18 protein-coding genes and 1 pseudogene are annotated in these 21,930 nt (G+C 62.6%); 6 read left to right on the forward strand and 13 right to left on the reverse strand.

What is annotated here, in order from left to right; all coding sequences use genetic code 11:
* Positions 1–36: 36 nt before the first annotated feature.
* From O4220_RS18260 to benA, 4 genes are read right to left on the reverse strand one after another with little or no spacing between them, the layout of a single operon-like run.
* On the reverse strand, positions 37–2,739 hold the full coding sequence (locus tag O4220_RS18260; protein ID WP_269606782.1) for a helix-turn-helix transcriptional regulator: 2,703 nt from the start codon (positions 2,737–2,739) through the stop codon (positions 37–39).
* Between the two features lie 60 nt (positions 2,740–2,799).
* Positions 2,800–5,520 carry a benzoate 1,2-dioxygenase electron transfer component BenC gene (gene benC / locus O4220_RS18265; protein ID WP_269606785.1) on the reverse strand — a complete coding sequence of 907 codons (2,721 nt, stop codon included), beginning with the start codon at positions 5,518–5,520 and terminating at the stop codon, positions 2,800–2,802.
* 31 nt (positions 5,521–5,551) lie between these two features.
* Positions 5,552–6,091 (reverse strand): benzoate 1,2-dioxygenase small subunit, encoded by a 540-nt coding sequence (gene benB / locus O4220_RS18270; protein ID WP_269606787.1) that lies wholly within the window; start codon positions 6,089–6,091, stop codon positions 5,552–5,554.
* Between the two features lies 1 nt (position 6,092).
* Entirely contained in the window at positions 6,093–7,478 is a 1,386-nt protein-coding gene (gene benA / locus O4220_RS18275; RefSeq protein WP_269606788.1) for a benzoate 1,2-dioxygenase large subunit, read from the reverse strand.
* 207 nt (positions 7,479–7,685) lie between these two features.
* Between benA and O4220_RS18280 the strand changes: the two genes are divergently transcribed.
* From O4220_RS18280 to catC, 4 genes are read left to right on the forward strand one after another with little or no spacing between them, the layout of a single operon-like run.
* Positions 7,686–8,615, forward strand: a complete 930-nt coding sequence (locus O4220_RS18280) for a LysR family transcriptional regulator (RefSeq protein ID WP_269606790.1) — start codon at positions 7,686–7,688, stop codon at positions 8,613–8,615.
* Positions 8,612–9,715: a mandelate racemase/muconate lactonizing enzyme family protein gene (locus O4220_RS18285; protein WP_269606793.1), complete on the forward strand. Its 1,104-nt coding sequence runs from the start codon at positions 8,612–8,614 to the stop codon at positions 9,713–9,715. Before O4220_RS18280 ends, O4220_RS18285 begins: the two co-directional genes overlap by 4 nt.
* A gap of 43 nt (positions 9,716–9,758) precedes the next feature.
* A complete protein-coding gene (gene catA / locus O4220_RS18290) occupies positions 9,759–10,625 on the forward strand; it encodes a catechol 1,2-dioxygenase (RefSeq protein ID WP_269606795.1) in 867 nt (288 codons plus the stop codon).
* Positions 10,626–10,630: 5 nt separating this feature from the next.
* A complete protein-coding gene (gene catC / locus O4220_RS18295; RefSeq protein WP_269606797.1) occupies positions 10,631–10,915 on the forward strand; it encodes a muconolactone Delta-isomerase in 285 nt (94 codons plus the stop codon).
* Positions 10,916–11,656: 741 nt separating this feature from the next.
* Here catC and O4220_RS18300 read toward each other — a convergent pair.
* The 3 genes and pseudogenes from O4220_RS18300 to O4220_RS18310 form a co-directional block, all read right to left on the reverse strand.
* Positions 11,657–13,129 (reverse strand): MFS transporter, encoded by a 1,473-nt coding sequence (locus tag O4220_RS18300; RefSeq protein WP_269606799.1) that lies wholly within the window; start codon positions 13,127–13,129, stop codon positions 11,657–11,659.
* A gap of 451 nt (positions 13,130–13,580) precedes the next feature.
* Positions 13,581–14,069, reverse strand: a pseudogene (locus tag O4220_RS18305) (FBP domain-containing protein).
* Positions 14,066–14,401: a TetR-like C-terminal domain-containing protein gene (locus tag O4220_RS18310; RefSeq protein ID WP_269606801.1), complete on the reverse strand. Its 336-nt coding sequence runs from the start codon at positions 14,399–14,401 to the stop codon at positions 14,066–14,068. Before O4220_RS18310 ends, O4220_RS18305 begins: the two are co-directional and overlap by 4 nt.
* Before the next feature lie 807 nt (positions 14,402–15,208).
* Here O4220_RS18310 and O4220_RS18315 point away from each other — a divergent pair.
* Both O4220_RS18315 and O4220_RS18320 read left to right on the forward strand, forming a co-directional pair.
* Complete coding sequence (locus tag O4220_RS18315; protein WP_332112840.1) at positions 15,209–16,471, forward strand: SGNH/GDSL hydrolase family protein; 1,263 nt, start codon at positions 15,209–15,211, stop codon at positions 16,469–16,471.
* A gap of 61 nt (positions 16,472–16,532) precedes the next feature.
* The gene (locus O4220_RS18320) at positions 16,533–16,898 is read left to right on the forward strand and encodes a histone-like nucleoid-structuring protein Lsr2 (RefSeq protein ID WP_269606803.1); all 366 of its coding nucleotides are present in this window, start codon (positions 16,533–16,535) and stop codon (positions 16,896–16,898) included.
* 115 nt (positions 16,899–17,013) lie between these two features.
* Here the strand turns inward: O4220_RS18320 and O4220_RS18325 are convergent, their stop codons facing one another.
* The 6 genes from O4220_RS18325 to O4220_RS18350 all read right to left on the reverse strand — a co-directional run bounded on the left by O4220_RS18325 (position 17,014) and on the right by O4220_RS18350 (position 21,874).
* Positions 17,014–17,850: an ANTAR domain-containing protein gene (locus O4220_RS18325; RefSeq protein ID WP_269606806.1), complete on the reverse strand. Its 837-nt coding sequence runs from the start codon at positions 17,848–17,850 to the stop codon at positions 17,014–17,016.
* 209 nt (positions 17,851–18,059) lie between these two features.
* Complete coding sequence (locus O4220_RS18330; protein WP_243594146.1) at positions 18,060–18,680, reverse strand: response regulator transcription factor; 621 nt, start codon at positions 18,678–18,680, stop codon at positions 18,060–18,062.
* Positions 18,677–19,840, reverse strand: a complete 1,164-nt coding sequence (locus tag O4220_RS18335; RefSeq protein ID WP_269606810.1) for a sensor histidine kinase — start codon at positions 19,838–19,840, stop codon at positions 18,677–18,679. Before O4220_RS18335 ends, O4220_RS18330 begins: the two co-directional genes overlap by 4 nt.
* A complete protein-coding gene (locus tag O4220_RS18340; protein ID WP_269606812.1) occupies positions 19,837–20,658 on the reverse strand; it encodes an ABC transporter permease in 822 nt (273 codons plus the stop codon). Before O4220_RS18340 ends, O4220_RS18335 begins: the two co-directional genes overlap by 4 nt.
* The gene (locus tag O4220_RS18345) at positions 20,655–21,593 is read right to left on the reverse strand and encodes an ABC transporter ATP-binding protein (RefSeq protein ID WP_269606814.1); all 939 of its coding nucleotides are present in this window, start codon (positions 21,591–21,593) and stop codon (positions 20,655–20,657) included. Before O4220_RS18345 ends, O4220_RS18340 begins: the two co-directional genes overlap by 4 nt.
* Positions 21,590–21,874: a hypothetical protein gene (locus O4220_RS18350; protein WP_269606816.1), complete on the reverse strand. Its 285-nt coding sequence runs from the start codon at positions 21,872–21,874 to the stop codon at positions 21,590–21,592. The genes O4220_RS18345 and O4220_RS18350 overlap by 4 nt, the downstream gene beginning before the upstream one ends.
* Between the last annotated feature and the right edge of the window lie 56 nt (positions 21,875–21,930).

A 21,930-nucleotide genomic window follows, 5' to 3' on the forward strand; every position in this document is an offset into this window, starting at 1 on the left:
GCTTACCTCGGCATTGCGAAAGCGGGTGCGCTCCGATCATGTCGTCGAGCCGTCGTCGGTGGACCGCGCAGCGGCCAGCTCCGCTCTCGAGCGAATGCCCATCTTGGCGTACACCCTGGTCAGGTGAAACTGAACTGTCTTGACCGACAAAAACAATTCGGCGGCGACCTCGCGATTGGTCATCCCTGTGGCGACCAGGCTCGAGACGGCATCTTCCTGGGGGGTCAATGCATCGTGAGCCCTGTCCTTCAGAACGGCGTGCACGCCACCGGCTTTGAGTTCTCTGTCGCACCGCCGCACGTACGTGGTGGCCCCCAATGCCAGGTAGCCTTCGCGCGCCGCACTGACGACGGCATCGGCCTCGCGTCGTTTCCCGGCTCTGCGCAGGGTCTGCCCGTAGGCGTAATTGACTCGGGCGCGGTCGTACATCAGGGGCAGCGGTGCCAACGAAGCCAGGGCATCCTCGAATGATGCTCGGGCAGAATCGAGATCACCCAGTGCGCCGTGCAGTCGGCCACGGGCACAAGCAAGGCGTGCGTGTGCGGAGCGATGACCACGATCGCGCACTCTGGCCTCGTGTGGAATCAGAAACTCGTCCGCCTCGTCGAGTCGACCCTCGACTATCAGCGCATTGGCGTACACATCGGGCCAGGCCCAGAAACCGGGTTCGGATACGTCGGCGTGAGCCCACTGCTCGGTCAACGGGGCAAGGGCGCGGAGGACCCCGGCATAGTCGGCCTGCGCCTCCGCGATGGCCGCACGACCGAGAGCCGTTGGCACCCTCATGATCTCGTAGTCGCGCGCGCCCGAATCACCGCGGTGTGCACTGGTTGCGGCGGCCACCCAGTCTCCGCGTAGTGCGTGGATCTGCGTCGCGGTCCACTGGAGCAGCGGAACGATCAATGCGGCACCGGAACTGTCGGCCAGGTCGGAACCAGCTCCGACCAACCGAAGCGCCGCATCCCACTCCCCCGTGACGAAATAGGTGCGCGCCAACCAACCGTGAGCCCACAACGAAATTCGCGTCGAACCGCCGAGAAAGTCGGTCGGTGCTGCGGCTTCGAGCTCCGAGCGCGCGAGATCGATGTGGTCCGTTGCGAAGTGGAGCCAGCCTGCACCCATCTGCACACGTTGTCCGACGGCCCCGGTACTGGCGTGACCCCACAGATCTCGATAGCTGCTCAGTGCCTCGTCGACACGGCCGGTGCCCGCCAGACCGAGACCCCGAATGGACTGCGCCTCCACTGCGGTTGCGTGGTCGGCACCGACGAGTTCGACGGCGCGATCGGCCCACAGCACGAGGTTGGCACCGTCGCAGCGCGCCAGATTGTGCAGTACCTGCCGATGACAGATCACGGCAGCGACCTCGGGGTCGTGCCGCGTCCGTACCAGCTGCCATGCCCGAGTGAGTCGAGCTTCGGCCTCGTTGGGGCGGCCGCGCAGGATGGCCAGATATCCGAGGACCGCATTGCGAGTCGGGGTCTCGCGCAGACTTTCGATCTCGGCAATGTAGTCCGAGGCCGTCCGCGTGTCCCCAGCGCCGATGAGGGCGTCCACTGCACGAACAAGCCGATCCTCACGCACATGCGGTTCCTGGGCCGACCGACTCGACAGAAGATACAGCCTTGCCGCAGTGGCCCATTCGCCGATTCCTGCACGTGACGCAGCGAGTACGTCCAAGCGGTCCGAGACCAGCGGATCGGGCAGTGGCGACGCATGAACCAGGTGCGCCAGCTGATCGGCCGGGTCGGCCTCGGCTGCGGCAGCGGCTCGATGCACCTGCGCGCGCTCGACGCGGCTCATCGTCGCGAGCACCGCGGCGCGAACCATTGGATCGTCAACCTCGAGGATGGTCGCCGCGGAGCTGCGTCGAACGGTCACCAGTGCGAATTGTTCGGCGAGATCGACAGCAGGCCAGGGATCGGCGATGCCGGCGACCTCGCACACCGTGGTCAACGATCGGCCGTCTTCGAGAACGGTCACTGCCGAAACCAGACGCCGAGCCTCGTCGGTGCAGAGAGCGAGAGTGGTCCGAACGTCTGCCTCGACGAAGGCGGGCGCAGGTAGGTCGGGGCGAACGCCCTTCCAGGTCTCGCGCGGCACCTCGTCCAGCAGCGCCAAGGCGTGTCGAGGACGCCCACCGGTGTGACGCGCCAGGTGCGCAGCCGAGGACGGTGACAGGATGATCCCACGACGTGCGGCGAGTTCGGCAACCGCCGACACCGTCAGCGCCGATACCGTCAACGACAGGTCGGCAGCGCGATCGAGAACCCGATGCGACTCGATAGAGCCGTCGGGCAACGGCTTTCGAGTACACAAGACGGTGAGTCTCGCGGATCGATGGTGCCGAACGGCCGAGGCGAGTGCGCGGAGCGAGTCCGGGTCGCAGTCGTGCGCGTCGTCGATCAGCAGGATCGTCACGCCGTCCGTCGACAACGCGTCGGCGATGCGGTGTCCCCACTCGACCGGGTTCGTCCCATCGATCCGGACTCCCGGGACGAGTTGCATGACGAGGCCGAACGGCACCTGCGTTTCCCACGGCACCGCACCTAAGCGGCGCACCACCGTGCGCTCCCCCTCGCTGCCGACCGTCCGTTCGACTTCACGCAGAATCGACGATGCGCCGATGCCTGCCGGGCCGGTCAGCACCACGAAAGCCGACGTCGTCGCCGAGGCTTCGACCGCCCGAATCAGGACATCCAGCAGTTCACCGCGGCCGATCAACGGTGAAGGGGACATGACGTCACCGTATCCGCGGCGCCCGAGTGCGTCCGGCGATCGAACCAACACAGTCATGACTCAGCCCGGGTCGCCGCCGGCCACCGGGAGCACGGTGCCGGTGATGTACGACGCCTCGTCGGAGGCGAGGAAGCAGATCGCCGCAGCTTGCTCGTCGAGTGTTCCGTAGCGTTTGAGCAACGAGGAGTCCACGGTCTGGTCGACGATGGCCTGGTACCAGTCCTTTTCCTGCCCTGTCGAGGGTGCGGGCCCACGAGCAACGCGTCGCGGCGGGGCGTCGGTACCACCGGGGGCCGTGGCAACCACTCGAACACCGTGCGGCGCTGCCTCGAGGGCCAAAGTCGCAGTGATGGCGTTGACGCCGCCCTTCGCTGCTGCGTAGGGGACCCGGTGGATGCCGCGGGTGGCGACCGAGGAGACGTTGACGATGGTGCCGGCACCGCGTTCGATCATGTGTGGGATCACGGCTCTGCAGGACCACAGGGTCGGGAACAGCGACCGGGAGATTTCCTTCTCGATCTGTTCGGGCGGGTACTCGGCGTACGGTTTGGCCCAGATGGTGCCGCCGACGACGTGAATGGACACGTCGACGCGTCCGTGCGCGGTCAGTGCGGCGTCCACCGCGGATGACGCGCCCTCCCAGGTTTCGAGGTCGGCGATCACGGGAGTGGCCTCGACATCGTCTTGCCGAAATTCCTCGGTGAGAGATTCGACCAACTCGGACCGGTCGGCCAGAATCAAGGATCCGCCTTCGGCTCCGATTCGCCGGGCTACGAATTCGCCGATGCCCTGGGCTGCGCCGGTGATCAGCACGACCTTGCCTGCGAATCGACCCGGGCTGACGAACTTGGGTCTCTTGTTCGTCCGGGATTCGTGCATGGCACGTTTCATCGTCGCTTTCGAGCGGTCGGCGTGATCGGCGATCAGCGTTCGTGCGCGCTCACGGTCCCCGGCCTCGAACGCGTCGACGATGTCGAGGTGATCCTGGGCGCAGAGCGGATCGCACCAGGTCGCGTTGCGCAACACCTCCTCCATCGCGGCCTTGACGCCGAGAGCCCGATAGGCCTGCAGCAGATGCTCGTTGCCCGTCTGGGTGAAGAGGTAGTCGTGAAAGGCGGCATTTGTCTCGGTGTACGCGGCGGCATCGACGAACCGATCACCGTCGACATAGCGCGTGGTGGTCTCGGCCAACAGCCGGTATCCGGAGATTTGCTGCGAGGACAGTCGGCCGATCACGAGTTCGAGGGCACCGAGTTCGAGGGCACGCCTGGCCTCGAACACCGCGTCCGACTCGTGCACCGATGGATGCTCCTCGCCGATCTCGTACCCCGAACTCGAAGTAGACACCGGGACAGGTTCCGGTCTGCGCGCGACGAGAGGCTCGATATCTCGCGACGGCCAGATGCGCTGCGCTGCAACGGAGTGTGCCTCCGGTGTCAGGACCAGGTCTGAGCTCTCGTCCAACCCGCCCTGGTCGGCCGTCGAGCCGGCCACGGCGACGCGCTGACTTGCGATCGCGCGCATGGTTGCCACCTCGTCGGACGCCGAGAAGCCCGTGTTCCGCTTGTGCAGAGGTTCCCTTACGCGACTGCCGAACACCGCTCGTCCGAAGATGCTCCTGCCATCGAGAGCGGGTTCGAGGTCGGCCGATGCCGCAGGTACGACGTCGGCATCGGCTGTGGTGACTGCCGCGTCGATGGTCGATATCCGGTCGTTGTTCGCCAGAACCTCTGTCGCAGCATCGGTGTCGTCGTCGAGACTCTCCTTCGCAGCAGCCGAGGACGGCGCGAACTTTTCGTAGTAGAAGCCTGTCGGTTCGATGCCGGCCTCGGTGAAATGGGTTCGGACGGACTCGACCATGGGAGGCGGACCGCACAGGTAGACCGCGACGTCGCCGCCATTGAGGTGTGTGTCGTTCAACAGCGCAGTGACGTATCCCTTGTTCGCAGCGGTGGTCGTAGGGTCCGAAACACAGTGATCCCACGTGAATGCGTCCATTGTCGAGGCCAAGAGAGCGAGCTCGTCCAGCTGGACGACGTCGTCGTCGGTGCTGGCGCCGTACACGAGATGCACGGAACGAGTGCTCGATTCGGCCGCCATGGTGCGCAGAATCGACAGGATGGGAGCCAATCCGGTTCCACCGGCCAGCAGCAACGCAGGTCGCTGGGCCTCGCGCAGAAAGAAACTGCCGTGGGGGCCGGTGAACGAGATCTTGTCGCCCACGGTCGCCGTGTCGCTCAGGTAGGTGGACATCAGTCCGCCCGGGGTGAGCTTGACCAGGAATTCCAGTTCGTCCGATCCGGAGACGCAGCTGAAGGAATATGACCTCGTCTCGTCGGAACCGGGAACGGTGATGTTGACGTACTGGCCTGGAAGAAAGGCGAGCGTGCCACCTGCCGGTGCCTCGACGGCGAGCCTGACCGTCGTGGCAGAGAGTTTCTCCACGGCGGTCACGACCGTGTCATGCTTCGCCGCTTGGGTTTTCGCCACCGCCGAGGTGCTGGCGATCTGCAGCACCAGATCGGAAGTGGGCTTCATGCTGCACGGCAGACAGTAGCCCTCGTCCGATTCCGACTGCGAGAGCGCGTCGTCGAGGTAGGTACCGCCGTCGTACTCACCCGATTCGCACAGGGCCTTGCAGGTGCCGCACGCACCGTCCCGGCAGTCGAGAGGAATGTTGATCCGCGATCGGTAGGCGGCGTCGGCGACGGTCTGTTCGTCCTCGCAGGTGATGAAGCGGGTGACGCCGTCCTCGAAGGACAGTGCGACGGAATGACTCACGATGGAACTCCTCGGGATTACGGCAGGTCGATCAGAAGTGATAGATGTCGACCACGTGATGGATGTAGTCGTTCTTCAGCACCACGGTCTTGCGTCGAATGAGCGGCGAGTCGCCGGAGAAGTCGATCGTGTAGAACGAGGTTCCGTAGTACGGATCGATGGTCTTGTAGCGAAAATACATGGTGTGCCAGTTGAATCGGACGTCGACGATATCTCCCCGACGCTCGATGACCTCGACGTTGCTGATGTTGTGACTGGTCCGCGGTTCGGGTATTGATGTGGCACTGGAACGTTCGGTCCGGATGCGGAAAACGCGGTCTTCCAGGCCACCCTTGTTCTCGTAGTAGATCAGCGAGATGTCGGTCTGGGGATCTTCGGTGAGCAAGTCGTTGTCGTCCCAGCAGGGCATCCAGTATTCGACGTCGTCCGCGTAGCAGGTGAGCCACTTCTCGAACTCGCGATCGTCGAGGTAGCGCGCTTCGCGGTAGAGGAACTGCTCGATGGATGACTGGGTGATCAGGCGAGACGGGCCGGTCTGCTGGCTATCGGTGTTGTCGACGGTCGCAGTCATGTCAGACCTCCTGTGCTGCAGCGGGTGCGGAGTCGACTGCGCGCTGCTTGTCGAGGGCAGCGAGCAGTGTCTTGCGCCAGTAGCCGTGTTGGACGGGGAACAGGCCCTCGTCTTCGTTCTTGACGCCCGCCGAAATGACACCGGGCATATCGAGTGCCTCGGCCACCGGATCGGGTCCGGTGAGCCAGTGCTCCGCGCCACGGCTCATGTCGTTCCACGGAGCATTGGTCGCCTGGAACGTCAGCTGACACGAGCGGAACTCTTCCAGGTCGTCGGGTGTTGCCATGCCGGAGGCATTGAAGAAGTCCTCGTACTGCCGGATCCGATGTGCGCGAGCCTCTTTGCTCTCACCCTTGGGTGCGATGCAGTAGATGGTGACCTCGGTCTTGTTCGGCGCGATCGGCCGGAAGTGCCGGATCTGCGTGCTGAACTGATCCATCAGGTAGACGTTCGGGTAGAGGCACAGGTTGCGTGAACCCTTCACCATGAATTCGCCCTTGGCGTCGCCGAACTTCTCCTTGAGCGCGTCCATCTGGTCCCACAGCGGGCGGTCCTGAGGGTTGGCCGCCCAGGTCCACAGACAGAGATGGCCGTTGGGGTACGACCAGTAACCGCCGCCGGACTTCCCCCAGCCCCCGGCGTCGAGTGCCTTGGTGGTGTTCTTGGATTCGCCGTTGTTTCGCCGCGAAGTGGTCGCGGCATAGTTCCAGTGCACGGCGCTGACGTGATAGCCGTCGGCCCCGTTCTCCGCCTGCACTTTCCAGTTTCCGTCGAAGGTGTACGACGAGGAGCCCCGCAAAACTTCGAGGCCGTCGGGTGACTGGTCGACGAGCATGTCGATGACCTTCGTCGTGTCACCGAGATGCTCGGCGAGGGTCGAGACATCGTCGTTCAGGCTCGCGAAGAGGAAACCGCGGTAGCTGTCGAAGCGAGGGACCTTGGTGAGGTTGTGCGATCCGTCGACGTCGAATGTGTCGGGGTAGCCGGCACCGTCGGGATCCTTGACCTTGAGCAGCGTGCCGTCGTTTCGGAACGTCCAGCCGTGGAAGGGACAGGTGAGCGTGGTGCGGTTGTCCGTCTTGCGTCGGCACAGCATCGCACCGCGGTGGGCGCAAGCGTTGATGAGGCAATGCAGCTCGCCGTCCTTGTCACGGGTGATGACAACGGGCTGTCGACCCATGTGCACCGTGAAGTAATCGCCGTTGTTCGGGAGCTGACTTTCGTGGGCCAGGTAGATCCAATTGCCCTCGAAGATGTGCTTCATCTCGAGCTCGAAGACCTCCTCGTCGGTGAAAATGCTGCGGTTGGCGCGGTAGATGCCCGCCGCGACATCGTCGATCACCGCTCTGTCGATCGTGTTCTGCACGTGATCCAGCATGTCGGTCATATCGGGTTCCTCCAGGCGCTTCGAGTTCGATTAGAAGCGACTGTGTCAGGGAGTGGCCGTCGTCACACCAGGGCTTTGCCTAGGCCTAACCTGGATGGCGATTGATCGCTGTTGCTTATCAATCAACTCTAAATAGGTCTTTGTCAACGATGGATTCGATCCCTATTGTGGTCAGGGTCACCCCACCACACGCAGAGAGACTCGGTCATGGAACTTCGGCACCTCTACCACTTCGTGGCCGTGGCCGAGACTCGGCACTTCGGGCAAGCCGCTACGCGGCTGCACCTGGCTCAGCCGGCGCTGTCGCAATCGGTTCGCCAGTTGGAGGCCGAGCTGGGTGTGACGCTGCTGGCCAGAACGACCCGTCAGGTGAGCCTGACTCCGGCGGGCGAGTTCTTCTATCGAGAGACGCTTCGTAACCTGGACAATCTCGAGCAGAGTGCGCGAGGAGTACGACGGATCGCCGACGGTCGATACGGTTTGGTACGCATCGGCTTCACCGGTACTGCGGCCTTCGATCAACTGCCTCCGATAGCGCGTGCGATCAAGCAGAGACTGCCCGGTATCGCGCTGGAGATCCACGGTGACCTACTCACCCCTGCTCAGGTAGACGGTCTCCGCTCGGAACATCTGGACGTTGCAGTACTGCGGCCGCCAGTTGCGGGTGACGATCTGGTGCTGCGGAAGATCACCACCGAATCGTTGGTGCTCGCACTACCCGTCGATCACCGGTTCTCCACCGAACCGGCGCTCGACGTCGCCGACCTCGCGTACGAGGACTTCGTCATGTACGCCGACACGCATTCGGTGGTCAACGAAGCTGTGGTGACGAGCGCTCGCGCCGCGGGCTTCAGCCCGAGGCGTGAGCACGAGGCCCCGGACACCTCGGTGCTGCTGGCACTCGTGGCAGCCGGACTGGGCGTTGCGTTGGTTCCCGAATCAGTGCGTGCTCTGCAGTTGAACGGCGTCGTGTTCCGCGATATCGCCGGCGCGAGCACCATCGATCTGGCGTTGGCCTGGTGCCGAGACCGGCCCTCGGCCCTCGTCGATGCCCTTGTCGGTGCCCTCGAGGACGCGGGCGTGCTCCCTCGACTCGAACCATCCGTACCGTCTGCACAGCCGAAGGGCATATCATGAAAATCGTTGCAGTCGAGGCGATCCCCTACTCGATCCCGTACCGCAAGCCGCTGAAGTTCGCCAGCGGCGAGGTCAGCGCGGCCGAGCACGTACTCGTTCGGGTACATACCGACGACGGCGTCGTCGGTATCGCGGATGCTCCACCCCGACCCTTCACGTACGGCGAGACCCAGCGCGGAGTGGCCGCGGTGATCGAGACTTTGTTCGCCCCCGCGATCGTCGGCCTCACCCTCGTCGAGCGCGAGGTGGTACACGCGAAACTTGCTCGCACCGTGGGCAATCCGGTTGCCAAGTCCGCCGTCGACATGGCAATCTGGGACGCCCTCGGGCAGACTCTGGACCTACCGGTCACCGAACTTCTCGGCGGCTACACCGACCGGATGCGAGTGAGCCACATGCTCGGGTTCGATACCCCGGCAGCGATGGTCGACGAAGCAACCAGGATGCGAGAGACGTACGGAATCGAGGTCTTCAAGGTCAAGGTCGGGCGTCGGCCCGTCGATCTCGACACAGCAGTCGTACGCGCTCTCCGAGAAGGACTGGGCGAGGGCGTCGAACTCTACGTGGACGGCAATCGAGGCTGGACCGCCGCCGAATCGGCGCGCGCGATGAAAGAAATGTCCGACCTCGGATTGACTCTCGCAGAGGAACTGTGCCCAGCCGACGACGTTCTCGGCCGCCGTTGGCTCGTCCAGCAACTCGACATCCCCTTCGTGGCAGACGAATCCGCGACCACCCCGGCCGAGGTCACCCGCGAGATTCTCGGTGGATCCGCAACCGCGGTGAGCATCAAGACCGCGCGCACTGGATTCACGACGTCGCAGCGAACGCACCATCTGTGTGAGGGCCTCGGCGTCGACGTGGTGATGGGGAACCAAATCGACGGACAGCTCGGCACGGCCTGCACCGTTGCCTTCGGCGCGGCGTTCGACCTGACGTCGCGTCGAGCAGGCGAGCTGTCCAACTTCCTCGACATGAGCGACGACCTGCTCACCGAGAGCCTCGAGATCCGGGACGGCACGCTCAGCGTCTTACCCGGCTCAGGACTCGGCGTTCGCATCGATCCGGACAAACTCGCGAGATACCGCACCGATCAATAATTTTCACTCCCCCACCGCGCGCCCTCAACACAAGGAGTTCACCATGAGCATCGACCATGCCGCATCGACAGATCTGTCCCCCGAGGTGGCAACAGCTGCAGCGTCGGGTGCGAACGCCACCGAGCGTTTCACCTCCGACAAGCAGGCTGCTGCCGACACTCCGCCAGAGCGGGTCAGTCTGCTTGCACGCCAGGTTCTTTCGGCGGTCCACGACACGATCCGCGAACACAAGGTCACGTACGACGAGTACAACGCACTCAAGGCGTGGCTGATCAACGTGGGCCAGACCGGCGAGTGGCCGCTGTTCCTCGACGTCTGGGTGGAGCACGTCGTCGAAGAAGTGGCCGGCGAATCCCGCGAGGGCAGCAAGGGCACCATCGAAGGCCCGTACTACGTCCCGAATGCACCCGAGTTGGGTTCGGCCGCGATCCTGCCCACCCGCGACGGCGAGCAGGGCACCCCGCTGCTGTTTCAGGGCCAGGTGACGGCAGTGGACGGCACACCATTGGCGCACGCCGTCATCGAGATCTGGCACGCCGACTCCGACGGCTTCTACTCGCAGTTCGCACCCGGAATTCCGGAGTGGAATCTACGCGGCACGGTAACCACGGACGATCAGGGCCAGTTCTGGATTCACACCATGAAGCCTGCGCCGTACCAGATCCCGACCGACGGGGCATGCGGCAATCTCATATCAGCAGCCGGCTGGCACCCGTGGCGCCCGGCGCACCTGCACCTCAAGGTTGCGGCCGACGGCTACCAGCAGGTCACCACTCAGCTCTACTTCCCCGGTGACGCGCACAACGACGACGACGTCGCGAACGCCGTCAAGCCGGAGCTGATTCTGGACCCGAAGGACGTCGACGGTGGCCAAGAAGTGACGTACGACTTCGTCCTCGACAAGGCCTGAAGAACATGCTTTTTGCGGTGAAAATGGACGTCGCGCTGCCGCAGGATCTCGATGCGGACGTACGAGCCGACACTCTCGCCCGAGAGAAGGCGTACTCGCAGCAGCTGCAGCGCGACGGTGAATGGGTGAGCATCTGGCGCATCGTCGGCCAGTACTCCAACTTGAGCATCTTTGACGTGCGCGACAACGAGCGACTCCACGAGATCCTGTGGAATCTACCGCTGTTTCCGTACATGAACATCGAGGTGTCCCCACTCGCCCAGCACCCGTCGGACATATCCGCTGTGTGAGAAACGATGTCGCGAGACGAACTCGAAGTTGTGGACGGTATTCAGACGGCATCCGTCCACAACTTCGAGTTCGGCACCGCAGGTCCTCGCTCCCGCAGACCCTGTTGCAACGATTTCGACCCAGCAAGAAAGGGTTGTCGACAAGCTCGCGCGCAGAACGCATACAAAAAAGGCGGCTCCCAATTTCTTCGGAGCCGCCTTTGCTCTGTGTCGGGCTGACAGGAATTGAACCTGCGACCCCTTGACCCCCAGCTGGATTGACCGCATCTCGTTGGACCCACCCGGACCTATTACACAGCCTCTGACAAGCACTTCCCGTGCACACTGGTTCATCCTGATCCACCCATGGTTACACCGACTAGTGACACGCTCGCGGCACGCTCGAACTCCGTTTGCTCCATGCAGAGTCACCTCGATTCGGAGAGGATCAAGTGGGTCCACCAGCCTGCTATGCAACAGATTTGTCTACTTGCAGAGCAACCCAACCTCCACACGTGAGCACACGTGACCCGTTTCGAGGCCCATCCGCCGATCGACGGACCATCACCCAGAACTCTTTTGCAAACAACTCGAACGCCTTCTGCCGTAGTGCGATGAGCTTCGCATGCGTTGCGCCAACCCATTTCGATGAGTCCCCCGCACATGCAAGCCACACCGTTGCAGAGGAGTCTGCTCGGAGGTACGGCATCGAGTTTTATGTCACGGAAAAATGGACCGCAAAATCGCACTGTGCTTCCGGAATCAACCGTGCTGCGGTGCCGGATCGTTCTTCTTTACCCCCTGCCCAGTGGCGACAGTCGATCCGGTAGCCACAAAAGGCGGAAGGAACGCAGCGAGTGCCAATGCGATGATCGCAGCAAGGGCGGCCAGCGCCATGGTGACCCGGAATCCGTCCTGTGCGGGAAGTTCGGTCGATCCGAGTGTGATGGTCATCTGCGCAAGGATCACGCCTGCGACAGCGCTGGCCATGGAGGTGCCGAGCGAGCGCATCAAAGCATTGAGGCCGTTCGCGGCAGCGGACTCCGACGGCGGTACGGCTCCCATGATGAGAGCGGGCATTGCGCCGTACGCCATTCCTATTCCGGCGCCGATGATGCACGAGATCGCGACGAGATGCCAGACCGCGCTCATCGTGACGACGCCGAAGATGTACCCGGCCGCGACGACAACCGCAGCGATCATCAGCGTCGTCTTGGGACCGCGGGTGGTCGTGATTCGCGACGACAGCGGTGCGATCAACATCATGACGATTCCCGACGGTGCCATCACCAGCCCGGTGACGAGCATCGATCGGCCGAGACCGAACCCTGTCTCGGTCGGCATTTGCAAAACCTGCGGAAAGACCAATGTCATTGCGAACATCGAGAATCCGAACACGACCGAAGCGAGGTTGGTCAACAAGACCTGACGACGGGAGGACACACGCAGGTCGACGAGTGGCTGTCTGGTGCGCAGTTCCCACCAACCCCAGAAGAAGAGCGAAACCACTGCCAGCGCTATCAATCCCAGCGTTATCGAACTGCTCCAGCCCCACACAGATCCCTTGGAGATGGCAAGTAGCAACGCGACGAGCGCGACAGCAAGGCCGACAGCTCCGACCGCGTCGAACACTCCCCCTGTTCGCACCTCGGATTCTGGAACCGTGACAACGACCAAGCCGGCCACTACGAGCCCGAGCCCCGCCGAGATCCAGAAAAGGATGTGCCAGTCGGCGTATTGCGCGATCAGAGCGGCAGCGGGCAAGCCGAGTGCACCACCTACCCCGAGTGATGCACCCATGGTGGCGGTTGCACCCGCGACTTTCTCGCGCGCGAGAACGTCGCGAATAATGCTGAGCCCCAATGGAATTACACCAGCTGCTAAGCCTTGTAGGGCGCGGCCGATGATCAAAGGGATCAGGGATTCGCTGAGAGCACCGGTAATCGATCCAGCGATCAAGAGTACGAGGCTGATGAGAAGCATCAGACGTTTGCCGAACATGTCGCCGAGTCGGCCGACGACGGGCACCGCAACGGCACCGGCAAGGAGGGTAGCGGTGACGGCCCACGCGGTGTCACCAGCTGATGCGTGGAGAAGGGCAGGAAGCTGTGGAATCAGCGGAATGATCAACGTCTGCATCAACGAGACGACGATTCCGGTGAGGGCAAGCACGGCGACCACCATGCTGGTATCGACTGTCCGTGTATGGCAGGTCTCGGATGTTGGCATCGACATGCTGTGGTCCTCCATAGGGCTTGGTCCGGAAATGGGTGAAGCGTGCGCCGTGTCCTTGCAGGTAAGAGGTCATCCGGCGTTCGACGTGACAGTGCGGGTTCGAGCCGCCATTGCTTCGTGGTCGGTGTTGGACGTCCGGTGGACGTCGAACGGGGAGATGGTCTGTGACCTCACTGGTTCAGGTATCGAGAACCTGAATTGGTTTGACACCGAGGTGTTCAGGCACGTTATCGAAGTGGACCGACGGCGAACCCAACTCGAGCAGGGCATCTGTCAGTCGGTGAGTTGCCGTGCTCCCAACTCCGCACAACCCTCGCCGCGTGTGCCAACCGACGGGAGAAAGCAAGCGCATCGAGTATCGACCTTTGTGGCGGCAAGGACTGTGGATCGAAACCTACTAGCGGTGGGCTCTGGTTTCGGCGATGGCCGTTCGTGGTGACGGGACGTGCCATCAGCTCAGAACGCCGCCTACGAATGCGTCGATGTTGTCTCTGAGAGTCGCAGTGCGGCTCTCGACGTCGAAGTCTTCCTTGAACTGTCGCCCCAGTGCGGGGGTCTATTTCTTGCGTGCATAGAGCGAGCAGGCGAGATCCGAGCAGATGTACGTCCCGACGGTGTTGCCGCGCCGTCCTGATTCCCCGGCTTTCGCTGCGGCCATCAGAGATACTCCGCCGTTGGCGTGTGTGGTGAGGAAGATGCTGCACATCTGCGCCTTGCGTGGACCACCGGCCTTGAAGCGCATCGCTATACCGAGTAGCCGGTCTTGTTGCGGTACAACAAGATAGGATTTTCCCGATAGCTTGGAGTCGGTCCAGCCGAGGAAGTCGATATCGTCCTACGGAACTGAGTCGAGCGCGGAGGGGAGGGTGAGCCGGGTGGCGTCGCCCTTGGTCGAGTTGATGAACGACGTTCTGATGTCAGGACCGGACAAGCGTTTCATTGTTTCTGCCTCCACTGCTGTAGGCGAGTGTCGATTCCGTCGAGGATGCGTGTCCATGACTGCTGTGAGTCCGGACTACTGTGGCTGAGTGCGCCGGATGCATCGAGAGGGGCGTATCCATGAAAGATGCTGCCCAACAATCTGATCGCGTGGACCTGATCAGTTTCGTTGAGGTCGTATTCCCGCAGAATTGCCGTCATCATCGCCGAATGGCGCACGCCGGCACTGTTGATCGCAGTCTCGTGATCGAGTGGGAATTGGGTTGCCGTGTACCGGCCGGGATACTCACGCGAGTAGTCGAGGTACACATTTCGCCACAGCGACCAACGCATCTTTGCCGGGCCACCTCGCTCGCAGTCACCCGATCGAAGCCGACTTCGTCGGCCGGATCCGCTGCAACGCGAACTATGCGATCCACGTTCAATCCAGCGCGAGCCATATCGGCCTCCTTGTCGGTTGAGGAGAACCGTACAGTTACCTAATGCCTTTAGGCAAGTACCTAACACAATTCGGTAGCGGGCTCCAAGCTCTCAGAAGACTTCACCACCGCTGCACGTCTCGCATGACAACCACGTTGGGCGCTGGGAACCTTGTCCGCACAACGCTCTGCACGCACGTCAGCCGGACGTTTTCTGCGAAACCAGTTCGGTGAGTCTCGACGCAAATCACGGGGATCTCGGGCCACGCCGCGCCTTAGCTACCAGATCCGTTGCTTCGCCGCCCAAGATGACCTGGCGTTCGCTGACATCTGCGCCTTCGGCCGACGACGAACCGCGCTCGAAGGTGAACCCAAACCGCATCGGGGGCCTCACGCCCGAAAGAATTCCCCCTGCCTCAAAACTACGATGCCGAAGCGGATGGGCTGGCAGGGTATGCCCGACCGAAAATCGAGGTCAGCCGACCGCAGACGCAGGCTCGGTGAGTTGCGTTCCTGCTGCGGCTCGTTTGTGCAGTGGGGTGACGTAGGAACAGGATGAGGACACTCGTCGAACACTCTGAACGATCATCCAGCTCGCTTGTGTTGCCCAGTGGCCGCCAGAGTCACCTACCAGTCATTCACACCATGGCCGATTTCATTCTCATTGTGTCACTGAGAAATTGGAGACGGCATGGAATTGGGAGAGGAGTAGGGTGCGCCCATGAGTATGACAGCAACACCCATCACCCCCGATTTGCTGCGCGGCGCTCTCGACCACGAACACACCTCCAACGGGGTAGTGCCGCATCGGCTCCCGGAATGGGCACGTGAACGCCTTCCCGACGTGCAATTTGCGATGGCACAGGCACATCCGTCCGGTGTTCGTCTGATGTTTCGTACGGCCGCCGCTCACATCGAACTCACCGTACTACCCACCAAACGGGTGTATCTCGGACTACCGGCACGGCCCGACGGCGCCTACGACATGGTGGTGAACGGGGAATTCCGCGAACGGGCCGTCGCGATCGGGGGCGACACGATCGCGATCGATCTGAGCACAGGAGCCGAAGAGCTTCGACCCGGAAGCCCCAGCACCATGACGTTCGAGCCCGGGGATATGGGCGTCGAGAAGAGCATTCAGATCTGGTTGCCGCACAACGAAAGAGTCACCCTGATCGAACTGGCCACCGACGCTCCGGTGGAGCCGGACCCTGCACCCTCGAAACCGTGGCTACACTACGGAAGCTCGATCAGCCAAGGTTCCAACGCATCAGGCCCGAGCGAAACGTTCCCGGCTCTCGCGGCCTCGACCCTCGGTCTCGATCTGGTGAACCTGGGATTCGCGGGCAGCGCCCTCCTCGATCCGTTCGTCGCACGCGTCGTACGCGACACAGCGGCCGATCTCATCAGCCTCGAAATTGGCATCAACCTTGTCAACACCGATGCCATGAACCTTCGCGCCTTCGTCCCTGCGGTAGAGGGTTTCCTGGACACGATCCGTGACGGACATCCGACCACTCCTGTTATCGTCGTATCGCCGCTCTACTGTGCAATCCACGAGAACACCCCTGGCCCGGGCGCTTTCGATCCAGTAGCGCTCGCAGTCGGTGAAGTCCGTTTCATTGCGACCGGACAGCCTGCCGCAGGGAAGCTGACACTGTCCGTTGTCAGGAGCGTGCTGGCAGAAGTCGTCCGACGACGTTCGACAACGGACCCCAACTTGTACTACCTCGACGGACTCGACCTGTACGGCGAGGACGACTTCGCCGAACTGCCGCTGCCCGACGGATTGCATCCCGACGCCGAATCTCACCTCAGGATCGGAACACGTTTCGGCGCAGCCATATCCGCGATCTTGCCCTCAGAGTCTCGAGAGGGAATCGATGCAGATCTACTGAACAGGTTCGAGCTACGACAATCCCGCCAGCGAGCATTCGGCAGCTCAGACAATGCACATCCGTCGGGACGTACGAATTTTCCTTGACACTACCTTTACAGTTGTGCTGGCGCACAACATTTTTCCGACTCTAAGGTGACGCGACATCATGGGGAAAAGAGTTTCTACCGAGTTTGTCGATGATATGGACGGGTCCCGCATCGCCGACGGATCAGGGGAGACAGTTGAATTCTCAGTCTCCGGGGTCGACTACGTCATCGATCTCAGGAAATCGAACGCGACCGAGTTCCACCGCAAACTCGATCGCTACATCAAATACGCCACCCGAGTGGGCGGTCGCAGGCGCAAAACGCTCATGGCCGGCGCACGGACTCCCATGCCGACGATCGTTGTGGAGATCGAACCGGGTCGGGGTAAGGCGGTTAGGCAATGGGCAGCCGCTGGCGGGTACGACATCAGCCGCCGCGGCCGAATCTCGTCAGAAATCAAAGAGGCATACAAAGCAGCCCACTGATGTCTCGCTCGACGATTCCGCAGTTGCCATACGGACTCGATGAAGTCGTGGCTCTAGAGCCGAACGACGGAACCAGAACCGATTCACCAGCTGTTCCGGGGAATGTGGCTGGTTGTCACAGCTCGCGGTGACCATCCACGACGGTGTCCACTATTCGGGCCGCCAGATCCTTGATCCGGGTGTTCTCGCGTTGCGACTGTTCCGACAGCGCGGCGAACGCAGCGTCCGGGGATATTGCCCGCACCGCCATCAGAATTCCCTTGGCCTGGTCGATGGTCGAACGGGTCAGCATGGCAGTGCGCAGCCCCTCGACCTCGGCCAGAGCTTCAGCCAGCAGCCTGGAGTTGTATACCGCCGTTTGCGCCGCGGTCACGAACATCATCACCAGTACTTCGTCGATGTCGTTGAAACCGTGCTCGTCGAAGCTGTAGAGGTTGAGTGAGCCGGCGTGCTCGGAATCCACTGCCAGTGGTGCGGACAGGTAGCTTCGGACCCCGACATCAGCTGCCTTGGAAGCGAACTTCGGCCAGCGAGTCCAGGTATCGCCGACACGGACGCACACGATCCGGCCGGTTCGCGCCGCCTCCAAGCCGGGACCTTCGTCCGTGAAATATTGATCGGATTCGATGGCGACGACCCGAGAATCGCTGCACGCGACCGTCGCCGGACCTCGTGATCGATTGTGCAAAAGGCTCACCCCGACCATGTCCGTACCCGGGACGACTGCAGCTACCCGCTCGCACAGCCCCTGCAGAAGGCTCTCGATGGAGCTGTGCGAGAGCAGCAGTTCCCGGAACTTCTCGACCGACTCGAGGGCGCTGTCGGGATAGTAGCGCGGCGGGACTATCGGCGGTAGCAGCGTTCGAGTCGGTACCGACTTTGCAGCCGATACCTCCGCATCGAAACTCGTGGCCGCTGCAGATTCCATTGCAATTTCAGAAGGGTCGATCATGGGAAACGGGTCCCTGACTGTGCAACGTTCACACCTGTTGACGTGCGCGAGAAACTCAGCAACTACGACCCCCGACGGGCACCGGTGACCGTACGCGCATCACCGAACCAGCGTGCGTTCGCCTCCTACCGTCAGGTTCCTACACGCTGAGAAAACCGCCGGGGACGACACAAGAAGTAGGTCCGTGGAAGGCAGGCTAAGCAGGCGAGTCAGATCCAGCCGAACCTGCGGGCCTTCAACGCAGCCTCGTACCGGTTGGACGCACCCAGTTTTCCCATCGCTGCCGACAGGTAATTGCGAGTCGTCCCGGTCGACAAATGTGCACGGACAGCGATTTCGTCTATCGACGCACCGTCGATGGCGTACTCCAGAACGTCCGCTTCGCGGCCGGTCAGGACGGTGTCGCCGGTGCTGATCGCCTCCGCCGCCAACTGCGGATCGACGTGGCGTCCGCCCGCCGCAATCGTGTGGATCACCTCGGCCAGCGTCGCCGAGGAAATGGTCTTCGGCAGAAATCCGCGCACTCCCGCAGTGAGAGCACGCTTGAGATAGCCGGGACGACCATGGCTGGTGACGATCACGATGCCGGCCTTGGGAGTGATCGCCAACAGCTCGATTGCCGTGTCGATACCGTCGATTCCTGGCATCTGCAGATCGATCACCGCGACGGCAGCGCTCTCCCCACGGTCGACGCGACGCCGCCAGATCGCTATCAGATCTTCGCCCGACTCGACGTCGGCGATCACATCGATATCTGTTTCGAGATCGAGCATGGCCGCCATTGCCGTCCGCACCAGGTTCTCGTCGTCAGCCAGCAGCACCGGTATCATGCTGTGTCCCAATGGACTTCGAGCAGGAAACCGTCCCGATTGGAGGTCGTGTCGAGACCGGCATCGACCGACGTCAGTCGCTCGGCCAGCCCACGGAGTCCCGTCTGCTGGGCCTGATCCCGCGACGCGTGAGATGACGTGAAAACTCCGTTGTTACGCAGTGACATTCCAGCCTTTCCGAGAGTCATCGTTGCGGAGGTGGCCGTGGAGTGCTTCACGATATTGGTCGTCCCTTCCCTCACAACCCACGCCGACACCTCGTGGAAGCGCGTCGGAACGTTCGACGGATCGCCTTCTATGACGAGTCGGCATCCTGCCGCCGCGAGCAGTGATCGGGCACCGGCGACTTCTCCGTCCAGGTTGATGTCACGGTACCCCCGAACGAGTGCTCGCATCTGGTTCATGGACTCGACCGCTACGGTTTTCACCTCGTCCATCTCGATGCGAGCGCGGTCGTGTGCGCCGACTTTGGCCAGTGTGGTGGCAAGTTCACTTTTCACCGCGATGGCCGAGAAACTCCGCCCGACGACGTCGTGGAGGTCGCGAGCAAAACGAAGTCGTTCTTCCGCGACCTGTAATCGCGCCTCGACAGTCTTTGCGCGCTCGAGCTCTTCCACTATCTGGAGCCCCCACCGCGTCAGAAGGGTGCTGGAGAGTAGGACACCCGAGATCAGACCGGTCAGTGCCATCAACTGGACCACCTTGCCGGTAGTTGCTCCGAGAACCGCGCCGGTAGCGACGCTGATCCCGAGAAGGACCCACCACCGATGTCGAACGAACGGGACTATCGACTGCGCTGCGAACAGCGTCGCTGCGAATCCCGTTGCGCGAACCGCAACCATGCCCGACGTATCGGTGGTCAGCTCTGCTGCGATGGCACAGGACGCCCACACCACGGCCAGGGCTATCGCTCCCACCGGCAACCCCCAGCGTCGCAGCGCGGAGGTCGACCCGGCGAACAAGTCCGCCCGGCTGAGCAAGGCTGCCAGCGAGGCGAGCCCTGAGATCGCGACCGTCGCCGACGCCCAGAGGGCGCCGGCGACGGTGATACCCGCGAAGACAGTGACCGAAGCGATAGCCGCCAGGAGCGTGACCTGTGCGTAGAGCCGGTACTTGGCCGGCTCCGACAACTCACGCCACCGGGAGGCCGTCTTTGTCATCCTCGGTCGTCCCAACGAAAGCTTGTCTTGACAATCCATAGCGTCAGCAGGGTCCACAGCCCCAAAGTGGCGAGCGGCTGACCCATCTCGGCGAAAGTTCCCATGAAGTTCGCGGCAACTGCTCCTTCGGGGGCTGTTGACGGCAGACCTGCCGAGCCCAGCGAGATCAGGTCGGACAACGCGGCGAACGGCGTCCAATCGACCACAGAACCGAGGCGATCGGGTAGCAAACTACGGATGGAATCCTGACCGACCATCGCGATGATCATCACCGGCAGTGACGTGATCTGAGCAGCCTCGGCATTCTTGGTGACCGCGCTGGTCGCCAGGGCCAGCAGTGAGAACACGACGATTCCGCCGAGCAGCGCAAGAACGAGGACGATGGCATTGACGGGGACCGGAGAGCCGGCTCCGTAGATCACCCCTCCTACGATGACGGCACCGATGAGGGTGAGTAACGCCCCTGGCACAGCGGGTGCCACCTGAATCTGCCAGTCGGCAGCCTCGCCCGTTCGTAGCCGCTTCAGTACACCTTCCCCACGCCGGGTCGTGACCATCGAGAGCACCGAGTAGTACATCACGAACAGCAGCGCCATCAGGGCGAACATTTCCAGTCCGGTGGTGGCGACACCGACGGTGGCCCCGGAATTGTTGCGCGCGATGAAGAAGGTCGCGAGGGGAATCGCCACCGGAAACAGTGTGCCCATGACGACGAGAGTCTTGTTGCGGATGAACTGTCGATATTCAGCGACGGCGAGAGAGGACAGCGGGCGCCGGCCGAACCCCACGGAGGGCGGCGCGGTGGTCGTGGTGGTCATGATGCTCCGATCAATTCGGGGGTGGACGTCGGCGACTCGCTGTGGTCGGCGGCAATGTCGAGGAATACCGATTCGAGTGACGCGGCTCGTGCTTCGAGACCGGTCAACTGCACGCCGCGGGCACCGGCCCAGGCCAGCAGCTCGGACAAATGTCGTTGCAACTGGTGGGTGTAGACCGTGACCCGCGCGCCGGCGTCGACCGTCGCACCGTCCCACGTCGGCAGCATCAGGCCGGGGTGGTCGAAGACGATCCGAGCAGGATGCTCGTCGACGATGTCGCGAAGTGTGCCGCGGCGCGCGATCTCACCCTTGTGCATGATCGCGATAGTGTCGGCGAGGGCTTCGGCCTCGTCGAGGTAGTGCGTCGTGAGGAGGATCGTCACGCCGGATGCCTTCAGACCGGCCAGCAATTTCCATGTGGCCCGGCGACTTTCGGGATCGAGGCCCGTAGTCGGCTCGTCCAGGAACAACAACCGAGGCTGGCCGAGCAATGCACATGCGAGGTCGACTCGACGCTTCTCGCCACCCGACAGCGACCCCACCCGAACATCGGCCCGGTCCGTGAGATCGACCTGCGCCAGGACGGCTGCAGTTGTCGTGGGATTGCTGCAGGTACCGCGCCACATCTCCAGGGTCTCTGCGATCGTCAACTCGGCCGGCAATCCCCCGGACTGCAACATGATGCCGATCTGCGGACGGACCTTCTTGCGTTCCAACCGAGGATCGTGCCCGAAGACTTCCACCTCACCCGACGTCGGTGCCAATAGGCCTTCCAACAGGTCGAAGGTCGAGGTCTTGCCTGCGCCGTTGGTCCCGAGCAGCGCGAAGACCTCCCCCTCCGCGACGTCGATGTCGATGCCTTTCACCGCTTCGAATGCGTCGTCTCCCTTCCCGTACACCCGACGCAATCCGCGGGCTGCGATCACCGCGCTCATCGCTGACCCCACTTGCGGGTACCGACGATCCAGCGGACTGCGAAGATTGCCACACCGGCTCCGGCGACGACCGCGGAGACGATGACTCCGGGCTGCAGCACACCCAGCACGATGCCCAGCGCTACGACGGCTCCGATCGCGGCAACAGCCTCCCGGCCACGAGTGGGGGCGGGACCGAAACGCATGCCGTCTGCGATGAAGTTGCCGAGAGTGATTCCCTGCGAGCTTGTTTGGCTACGGTCAGGAGGACTGTTCGGATGGTTCATTCCTGTTCTGTTCATGACTAGAAGCCTGTCCGAAGGGGGCCGTGGTCACCAGTGCACCCGAGCATCGAATC

Source organism: Rhodococcus ruber, from assembly GCF_027270735.1.
Taxonomy (GTDB): Bacteria; Actinomycetota; Actinomycetes; order Mycobacteriales; family Mycobacteriaceae; genus Rhodococcoides; species Rhodococcoides rubrum_A.

Excerpts from the sequence above, each read along its gene's own strand:
- benA (WP_269606788.1), bottom strand. The coding sequence starts at position 7,478 with ATGACCGACATGCTGGATCACGTGCAGAACACGATCGACAGAGCGGTG.
- O4220_RS18315 (WP_332112840.1), top strand. The coding sequence starts at position 15,209 with ATGAGTATGACAGCAACACCCATCACCCCCGATTTGCTGCGCGGCGCT.
- catA (WP_269606795.1), top strand. The coding sequence starts at position 9,759 with ATGAGCATCGACCATGCCGCATCGACAGATCTGTCCCCCGAGGTGGCA.
- O4220_RS18350 (WP_269606816.1), bottom strand. The coding sequence starts at position 21,874 with ATGAACAGAACAGGAATGAACCATCCGAACAGTCCTCCTGACCGTAGC.
- O4220_RS18330 (WP_243594146.1), bottom strand. The coding sequence starts at position 18,680 with ATGATACCGGTGCTGCTGGCTGACGACGAGAACCTGGTGCGGACGGCA.
- O4220_RS18325 (WP_269606806.1), bottom strand. The coding sequence starts at position 17,850 with ATGATCGACCCTTCTGAAATTGCAATGGAATCTGCAGCGGCCACGAGT.
- O4220_RS18320 (WP_269606803.1), top strand. The coding sequence starts at position 16,533 with ATGGGGAAAAGAGTTTCTACCGAGTTTGTCGATGATATGGACGGGTCC.
- O4220_RS18260 (WP_269606782.1), bottom strand. The coding sequence starts at position 2,739 with ATGTCCCCTTCACCGTTGATCGGCCGCGGTGAACTGCTGGATGTCCTG.
- O4220_RS18285 (WP_269606793.1), top strand. The coding sequence starts at position 8,612 with ATGAAAATCGTTGCAGTCGAGGCGATCCCCTACTCGATCCCGTACCGC.
- O4220_RS18280 (WP_269606790.1), top strand. The coding sequence starts at position 7,686 with ATGGAACTTCGGCACCTCTACCACTTCGTGGCCGTGGCCGAGACTCGG.
- O4220_RS18345 (WP_269606814.1), bottom strand. The coding sequence starts at position 21,593 with ATGAGCGCGGTGATCGCAGCCCGCGGATTGCGTCGGGTGTACGGGAAG.
- O4220_RS18335 (WP_269606810.1), bottom strand. The coding sequence starts at position 19,840 with ATGACAAAGACGGCCTCCCGGTGGCGTGAGTTGTCGGAGCCGGCCAAG.
- O4220_RS18300 (WP_269606799.1), bottom strand. The coding sequence starts at position 13,129 with ATGTCGATGCCAACATCCGAGACCTGCCATACACGGACAGTCGATACC.
- catC (WP_269606797.1), top strand. The coding sequence starts at position 10,631 with ATGCTTTTTGCGGTGAAAATGGACGTCGCGCTGCCGCAGGATCTCGAT.
- benB (WP_269606787.1), bottom strand. The coding sequence starts at position 6,091 with ATGACTGCGACCGTCGACAACACCGATAGCCAGCAGACCGGCCCGTCT.
- O4220_RS18340 (WP_269606812.1), bottom strand. The coding sequence starts at position 20,658 with ATGACCACCACGACCACCGCGCCGCCCTCCGTGGGGTTCGGCCGGCGC.
- O4220_RS18310 (WP_269606801.1), bottom strand. The coding sequence starts at position 14,401 with ATGCGTTGGTCGCTGTGGCGAAATGTGTACCTCGACTACTCGCGTGAG.